Consider the following 7364-nt stretch of genomic DNA (forward strand, 5'->3'; position numbering starts at 1 on the left):
CAGGGTCATGAAATGCGGCGCAGTATCAGCAGATGGCGCTGGCCTTGGCAACCTGGAACCTGCAGCACATGACAACGCTCCAGTTCGAAGTCCGCGGGTAGCGCCTGCAGTTCGTCCTCCGGATGCACACCCTTCATCGCCAGCCAGCGCGTGTCGGTGTCGCCCAAGTGGCGGGTCCAGTCAGCGAAATCGGCCAGCGCGCTGAACGCCCGTGAGCTGATCCCCGCGAACGGTTGCTCCGGACGGTAGCGTTCGACCCGCTCATGGACCACTTCGAGATTGCCCAGCCCAAGCTCTAGCTTTACCTGGGTGAGAAAGCGCGTCTTCTTGCCGTTGGAGTCGAGCAGCACGAAGCGCCGCTCGGGAAACATGATGGCCAGCGGTATACCTGGCATGCCGCCGCCGCTGCCAACATCTAGCCAGCGATCGCCACCTTCGGCGACATAGCGGACCACGCTCAGGCTGTCGAGCAAGTGGCGCGAAACCATCTCGTCCGGATCACGGATGGCCGTCAGGTTGTAGGCCTTGTTCCACTTGATCAGCAGCGCCAGATAGTCGAGCAACTGCCGCTGCTGTTGCTCGGACAGCGCTATGCCCAGTTCATGGGCACCGGCGACCAGCTCTTCGGCATGGCTTCGGGTCACCGCCTCGCTCACGCGCTCTGCTCCAGCTGTTGTCCGGCACCACGCTTTTTCAGGTGGATCATCAGCAGTGAAACCGCCGCCGGGGTCACCCCTGGGATACGCGAGGCCTGGCCCAGCGTCTGCGGGCGGGCCTGCGAAAGCTTGTGCTGGATTTCCTTCGACAGACCGGAGATCGAGGGGTAGTCCAGGTCGACCGGCAGTGCGATGTTCTCGCTGGCGCGCAAACGCTCGATCTCGTCGCGCTGGCGCTCGATGTAGCCTGCGTACTTGGTGCTGATCTCCACCTGCTCGGCCACCTGCGGATCGGCGCTGGCATCGCCGGTCAGTTCGATGAGGCTGGCGTAGTCGATTTCCGGCCGCGCCAGCAGGTTGAGCAGGTTGTACTCACGCACCAGGGGGCTACCGAAACGCTCGGCGATCGCGGTGCCCTCCGCGCTGCCGGGCCGCACCCAGGTGCTCTTCAGTCGCTGCTCCTCGCGCTCGATGCCTTCGCGCTTGGCGCAAAACGCTGCCCAGCGGATGTCATCCACGAGGCCCAGTTCGCGTCCCTTTTCGGTCAGGCGCAGATCGGCATTGTCCTCGCGCAGGATCAGGCGGTACTCAGCGCGCGAGGTAAACATGCGATAGGGCTCTTGCGTGCCGAGCGTGATCAGGTCATCGACCAGCACACCGAGGTAGGCCTCGTCACGACGCGGGCACCAGGCTTCACGCCCCTGCGCCCGCAGCGCTGCATTGGCACCGGCCAGCAGCCCCTGAGCGCCAGCCTCTTCGTAGCCGGTGGTGCCATTGATCTGCCCGGCGAAGAAAAGCCCACCGATTACCTTGGTTTCCAGGCTGTACTTCAGGTCTCGCGGATCGAAATAGTCATATTCGATGGCGTAGCCCGGACGAACGATATGCGCGTTCTCCATGCCACGAATGCTGCGGACGATCTCAAGCTGCACGTCGAACGGCAGCGAAGTGGAGATGCCATTGGGATACAGCTCGTGCGTCGTCAGCCCTTCGGGTTCGAGGAAAACCTGATGGCTGTCCTTGTCGGCGAAGCGATGGATCTTGTCTTCGATCGATGGGCAATAACGCGGGCCGATGCCTTCGATCACACCGGAATACATGGGCGACCGATCCAGGTTGCTGGCAATGATCTCGTGGGTGCGAGCGTTGGTATGGGTGATCCAGCAGCTGACCTGCGGCGGATGTTGCTCGCGCGAGCCGAGGAACGACATCACCGGCAGCGGCGTGTCGCCCGGCTGCTCGGTCATCTGCGAAAAATCCACGCTGCGCCCGTCGATGCGCGGTGGTGTACCGGTCTTCAGACGACCGACACGCAGCGGCAGCTCCCGCAAGCGACGTGCCAGGGCGAGCGAAGGGGGATCACCGGCGCGTCCTCCCGAATAGTTCTGCAACCCGATGTGGATAAGTCCGCCGAGAAAGGTCCCGGTCGTCAGAACAACGTTGTCCGCGAGGAAACGCAGGCCCATCTGTGTCACGACACCCTTGACCTGGTCCTGCTCGACAACCAGGTCGTCCGCCGCCTGCTGAAATATCCACAGGTTGGTCTGGTTTTCCAGGATTTCCCGCACGGCAGCCTTGTACAGGATCCGATCGGCCTGCGCACGCGTGGCGCGCACAGCCGGGCCCTTGCGGCTGTTGAGGATGCGGAATTGGATACCGCCCTTGTCGGTGGCTGTCGCCATGGCGCCGCCGAGCGCATCGATTTCCTTGACCAGATGACTCTTGCCGATACCGCCGATCGCGGGGTTGCAGCTCATCTGTCCGAGTGTCTCGACGTTGTGCGTCAACAGCAGGGTCTTCACGCCCATGCGCGCAGCGGCCAGGGCTGCCTCGGTGCCGGCATGGCCACCGCCTATGACGATCACGTCGAACCGGGAAGGGAAATCCACACGCACCTCGTGCCTGTTGAGTTGGGATCTGGGAAGGCCGCGAAGTATAGGGAGTTAGCAGGCTCGAATGAAGGGCTCTGCACAAAAAATGACCAAAGGGACGCCTGTGGCCAAAAATGAATAAGCAAGTCAGTGAGAAGAAAAGCTTGTTTATATGTTTACTTATACTGAACCCGCTTTCTGTGGATAACCTATTACAGACCACGCAGGACTAGGTTTCCAGCGTTCAGAAACTCTGTGCGGTATCTGCGTGGGAATTGGGGGGAGCCGGTTGACGGCTTGTGGGTAAAACACCTCGTTATCCACAAGCAGGTGGGCGACCATGTTGCCAACAGGCTTATCGACGGTGTTCAGGGCCAGTTATCTACAAGGCTCCTGCAGGAGCGGCGGGCCGTTGCCCGGCCCCGCTCACCCGGGCGACCGGCTATTTGCCGATGCAAAAACTCGAGAAGATCCGGCCAAGCAAATCATCCGAGCTGAAGGCTCCGGTGATTTCGCCAAGCGCCTGCTGCGCCAATCGCAGATCCTCGGCCAGCAGCTCGCCGGCGCCCGCGCCAACCAGTTGCTCGCCGCCATGCCGCAGGTGCTCGTCGGCCAGATGCAATGCCTGCAGGTGCCGGCGGCGTGCGCTGAAGCTGCTTTCCGCCGTCTGGTCGAAGCCCATGCAGGCCTTCAGGTGCTCGCGCAGCAGCTCCAACCCCTCTCCCTCGCGTACCGACATGGCGACCGTAGCCTGGCCGTCGTCAGCCAGGCGTAGCAGTGCCGACTCCCCGGTCAGATCGATCTTGTTGCGGATCACGGTGACCTTGCCGTGCGGCGGCTGGCAGTCGAGGAACTCGGGCCAGAGGGAAGCCGGATCGGCGGCCTCCGGAGCGCTTGCGTCGACGACCAGCAACACGCGGTCGGCCTGCTCGATCGCGCCCAGTGCTCGCTGCACCCCGATCCGCTCGACCTGGTCGTCCGTTTCACGCAGGCCGGCCGTATCGATCACGTGCAGCGGCATACCGTCGATCACAATGTGCTCGCGCAACACGTCGCGGGTGGTGCCGGCGATGTCAGTGACAATGGCTGCCTCACGGCCTGCCAGCGCATTGAGCAGGCTCGATTTGCCCGCATTGGGCCGGCCGGCGATGACCACCGTCATGCCGTCGCGCAGCAACGCGCCCTGTCCCGCTTCGCGCAGCACCTGCGACAGTGATCGTTGCAGTTCCTGCAGTTCGGTCAGCACATGGCCGTCGGCGAGAAAGTCTATTTCTTCTTCCGGAAAATCGATGGCGGCTTCGACGTATATCCGCAAGGCGATCAGCTGCTCGACCAGCTGGTGCACCCGTCGGGAGAACTCACCTTGCAACGAGCGCACCGCGTTGCGCGCAGCCTGTGCCGAGCTGGCCTCGATCAAGTCTGCGATGGCTTCGGCCTGTGCCAGGTCCAGTTTGTCATTTAGAAATGCGCGTTCGCTGAATTCGCCGGGCCTGGCAGGCCGAGCGCCTAGCTCCAGGCAGCGCTGCAGGAGCATGTCCAGGACTACCGGGCCGCCATGCCCCTGTAGCTCGAGTACATCTTCGCCGGTGAACGAATGCGGCCCCGGGAAGAACAGCATGATTCCCTCGTCGATGACTTCGCCTACGTCATCGTGGAAGGGGCCGTAGTGCGCATGTCGCGCGATGGGTTCCTTGCCGGTGAGGGTAATGGCGATCGGCTTCGCCCGCGGGCCCGAGACCCGAACGATGCCCACACCACCTCGGCCAGGCGCGGTGGCGACGGCGGCAATGGTTTCGCGAACGTGGCTCATGACGCTCCTCCAAAAAAGGGCTGGATAGCAAAACGCCCCAATCAAGGGGCGTTTTGCTGGCTTTCGGTACGGTCAGGCAGTCTTGCCGGACGCCTCGATCCGCCGGGTAATGTACCACTGCTGTGCGATCGACAGGACGTTGTTGACCACCCAGTACAGCACCAGACCGGCCGGGAACCAGAGGAAGAAGAAGGTGAAGATGATCGGCAACAGCTTCATCACCTTGGCTTGCATCGGATCCGGCGGCGTCGGGTTCAACTGCTGCTGCAGGAACATGGTCACGCCCATGATGATCGGCAGGATGAAGTAGGGATCCTTGATCGACAGGTCGGTGATCCAGAACATCCACGGCGCCTGGCGCATTTCCACGCTTTCCAGCAGCACCCAGTAGAGTGCAAGGAACACCGGCATCTGTACAAGGATCGGCAGGCAACCACCCAACGGGTTGATGCGCTCCTTCTTGTAGAGCTCCATCATCGCCTGCGACATCTTCTGACGGTCGTCGCCGAACTGCTCCTTCAACGCCTGCATCTTGGGCGATACGGCTCGCATGCGCGCCATCGACTTGTAGCTGGCCGCCGACAGCGGGAAGAATGCCAGCTTGATGATCAGGGTCAGCACGATGATCGACCAGCCCCAATTACCCAGCAGCGAGTGGATGGTGCTGAGCAGCCAGAAGATCGGCTGAGCGATAAACCAGAGGATGCCGTAGTCGACGGTCAGGCGCAGGCCGGGTGCGAGCTCTTCGAGCTTGCCCTGAATCTTCGGACCGGCGTACAGGGTTGCGGCGGTTTCGCCCTGGGTGCCAGGGGCAACCGTCACCGCGGGACCGGTAAAACCAATGATGTAGTTACCCTGGCTGTCCTTGCGCGTCTGCACCTGGGTGGTGTCGTCAGGCTGCGGAATCCAGGCGGTGACGAAATAGTGCTGCAACCAGGCGATCCAACCGCCCTGAACGGTTTCACGCAGGCTCTTGTCGTCCATGTCGCCGCGGGAAATCTTGCGGTAGGAGTCTTCCTTGGTCCACATCGCCGCGCCGAGATAGGTCGCGGTGCCGGTCGCGGTGCTCGACGACGGGTCGCTGCTGTTGTCGCGCTTGAGCTGCCCGAACAGGTAGCCGGTCCAGGGCTCGTTGCTCTGGTTATCGATCAGGTAACGCACGCCCAGGTCGTAGTCACCGCGCTCGAAGGTAAAGCGCTTGGTGTAGTTGACCCCATCGGCACTGTAGGTCAGGTCAACGACAAGCTGTTCCTGGCCTTCGTCCAGTGTGTACTGCGTTTTGGCACTGCTGTACAACGGCCGACCGTTGGCCTGATCCGGGCCATCGCCGATCAGTCCGCTCTGCGCTTCATAGGTACGCTCGCCACTGCGCTCAAACAGCTGGAACGGAACGTCCGGACGATCCTGACGGCGCGGATACTGCGTCAGCAGTAGCTCGACGATATCGCCACCGCGAGGGTCGATGGCGACCTCCAGCACGTCGGTACGCACACGGATCAACTGCTGGCTTGGCTGCGCGGCGGCCAGGCTCTGTTCCGGCTGGCGGTTGGCGACCGACGGAACATCGGTCGCCGCGGCAGGGCTCGAGGACGTTTCGGGCAGTGCCGGCGTGGATGACTGGGTCGTAGACGTCGTGCTCGGCAGTGCGGTCTGGCCGTAGTCCTGGTTCCATTGCAGAACCAGGAGATAGGCGACGACTGCCAGGGCGACGAGCAGGATCGAGCGTTTGATATCCATGGTTACTCGGCCATCGAAGAGGAATTGGAAGTTTTGGGAGGAGGAACCGGGTCGTAACCGCCCGGGTTCCAGGGATGGCAACGCCCCAACCGGCATAGCGCAAGCCATCCACCACGCATGAGGCCATGTTGTTCGATGGCTTCGAGTGCGTAGCAGGAGCAAGTGGGATAGAAGCGACAGTGGCTGGCCATCATCGGGCTGATGGCATAGCGATAGAGCTTGATGGGGGCGGTGGCCAATTTACGCATTGGAGTCATTGGCTTTATCCGCTCCGTCAGCGGCTCGCGACTGCTGCTTGAGCAGCTTGCGCCAGAGCTTGGCGAACTGCCGGGCCAACTCCTGATTATCCAGGTCGGCGAGCCCCTTGCGAGCGACGATGACCAGATCCCAGCCACTCAGCTCGGCCTGATGAAGGCGAAAGCTTTCCCGAATCTGGCGTTTGATGCGATTGCGTTCGACCGAGAGTTTGACACTCTTCTTGCCGATCACCAGACCCAGTCGAGGAAACGCAAGATCGTTCCCCCGGGCCAGCAGCAGAACGTTGTGACCCGTTGCCTTGCTGGTGGAGGAGTCGAAGACCGCTTTGAACTGGTCGGGACGCAGCAGACGCTTTTCCCGGCCGAAGCCTCGACTCACCACCTCAAGCAGGTTCAGACGGTCAGGCGCTTACGGCCCTTGGCGCGGCGACGCGACAGAACCTGACGACCATTCTTGGTAGCCATGCGGGCACGGAAACCATGGGTACGAGCGCGCTTGATGGTGCTGGGTTGGAAAGTGCGTTTCATGATGCTGTTACCTGGTGATTCGTTGCGAGCCGGAATGGCCCCCTTTTAAGAGACCGGCGATTGTAGAGAAGCCAAGGGTGCAGGTCAATTTCCAACCGGTACGTCGAGAGCCACTGGCTGAGCTGGGGTTAGAAATAGAAGAAGAGAAGAAAGAAAAGGTTTTCTAGAAGCTGTGTTTATGTATAGCGTGGCGTCTCGCTGTGGATAACCACTGCGAGGCCCAGCGCCGCAAGGCTTACCGCGAAACGTAACCTTGTGCAGATCTGGTTCGTTTCCGTTGCACACCCGTTGCGGGAGCTGTGGATGGAGTAGGCATTTGTGCACAGCCCAGGTTATGCAGGTGCATTTCCTACTGCTAACACACAACGCTAAGGCGGCTTTATCCACAGATTTCCCTGGATCATCGTTGGATGGAAGGTTCGGACTTTGTCTGGCGCATTGTGGATAACAGTAGGCGTGGCGAGTACAATCCACGCTTTCTTGCGTCAGATGATCGAGGTGGTTC

7 protein-coding genes are annotated in these 7364 nt (G+C 61.4%); all 7 read right to left on the reverse strand.

The window, feature by feature from the left end:
• Positions 1-5: 5 nt before the first annotated feature.
• A complete protein-coding gene (gene rsmG / locus AC0KXH_RS19570) occupies positions 6-656 on the reverse strand; it encodes a 16S rRNA (guanine(527)-N(7))-methyltransferase RsmG (protein WP_439931898.1) in 651 nt (216 codons plus the stop codon).
• Positions 653-2545, reverse strand: a complete 1893-nt coding sequence (gene mnmG, locus AC0KXH_RS19575) for a tRNA uridine-5-carboxymethylaminomethyl(34) synthesis enzyme MnmG (RefSeq protein WP_488223911.1) — start codon at positions 2543-2545, stop codon at positions 653-655. Before mnmG ends, rsmG begins: the two co-directional genes overlap by 4 nt.
• Before the next feature lie 424 nt (positions 2546-2969).
• Positions 2970-4337, reverse strand: a complete 1368-nt coding sequence (mnmE, locus tag AC0KXH_RS19580; protein WP_041110353.1) for a tRNA uridine-5-carboxymethylaminomethyl(34) synthesis GTPase MnmE — start codon at positions 4335-4337, stop codon at positions 2970-2972.
• A 72-nt stretch (positions 4338-4409) separates the two neighbouring features.
• The gene (gene yidC, locus AC0KXH_RS19585; protein WP_488223912.1) at positions 4410-6074 is read right to left on the reverse strand and encodes a membrane protein insertase YidC; all 1665 of its coding nucleotides are present in this window, start codon (positions 6072-6074) and stop codon (positions 4410-4412) included.
• Between the two features lie 2 nt (positions 6075-6076).
• Positions 6077-6322: a membrane protein insertion efficiency factor YidD gene (gene yidD, locus AC0KXH_RS19590; RefSeq protein ID WP_074519951.1), complete on the reverse strand. Its 246-nt coding sequence runs from the start codon at positions 6320-6322 to the stop codon at positions 6077-6079.
• The gene (rnpA, locus tag AC0KXH_RS19595; RefSeq protein ID WP_269262913.1) at positions 6315-6710 is read right to left on the reverse strand and encodes a ribonuclease P protein component; all 396 of its coding nucleotides are present in this window, start codon (positions 6708-6710) and stop codon (positions 6315-6317) included. Before rnpA ends, yidD begins: the two co-directional genes overlap by 8 nt.
• A gap of 14 nt (positions 6711-6724) precedes the next feature.
• A complete protein-coding gene (gene rpmH, locus AC0KXH_RS19600) occupies positions 6725-6859 on the reverse strand; it encodes a 50S ribosomal protein L34 (RefSeq protein WP_003290924.1) in 135 nt (44 codons plus the stop codon).
• Positions 6860-7364 lie beyond the last annotated feature (505 nt).

The sequence above is a fragment of the Stutzerimonas sp. CXK-1 genome (assembly GCF_057738225.1).

Bases quoted from the DNA above. Each gene is read 5' to 3' on its own strand.
- mnmE (WP_041110353.1), bottom strand. From the start codon at position 4,337: ATGAGCCACGTTCGCGAAACCATTGCCGCCGTCGCCACCGCGCCTGGC.
- yidC (WP_488223912.1), bottom strand. From the start codon at position 6,074: ATGGATATCAAACGCTCGATCCTGCTCGTCGCCCTGGCAGTCGTCGCC.
- yidD (WP_074519951.1), bottom strand. From the start codon at position 6,322: ATGCGTAAATTGGCCACCGCCCCCATCAAGCTCTATCGCTATGCCATC.
- rpmH (WP_003290924.1), bottom strand. From the start codon at position 6,859: ATGAAACGCACTTTCCAACCCAGCACCATCAAGCGCGCTCGTACCCAT.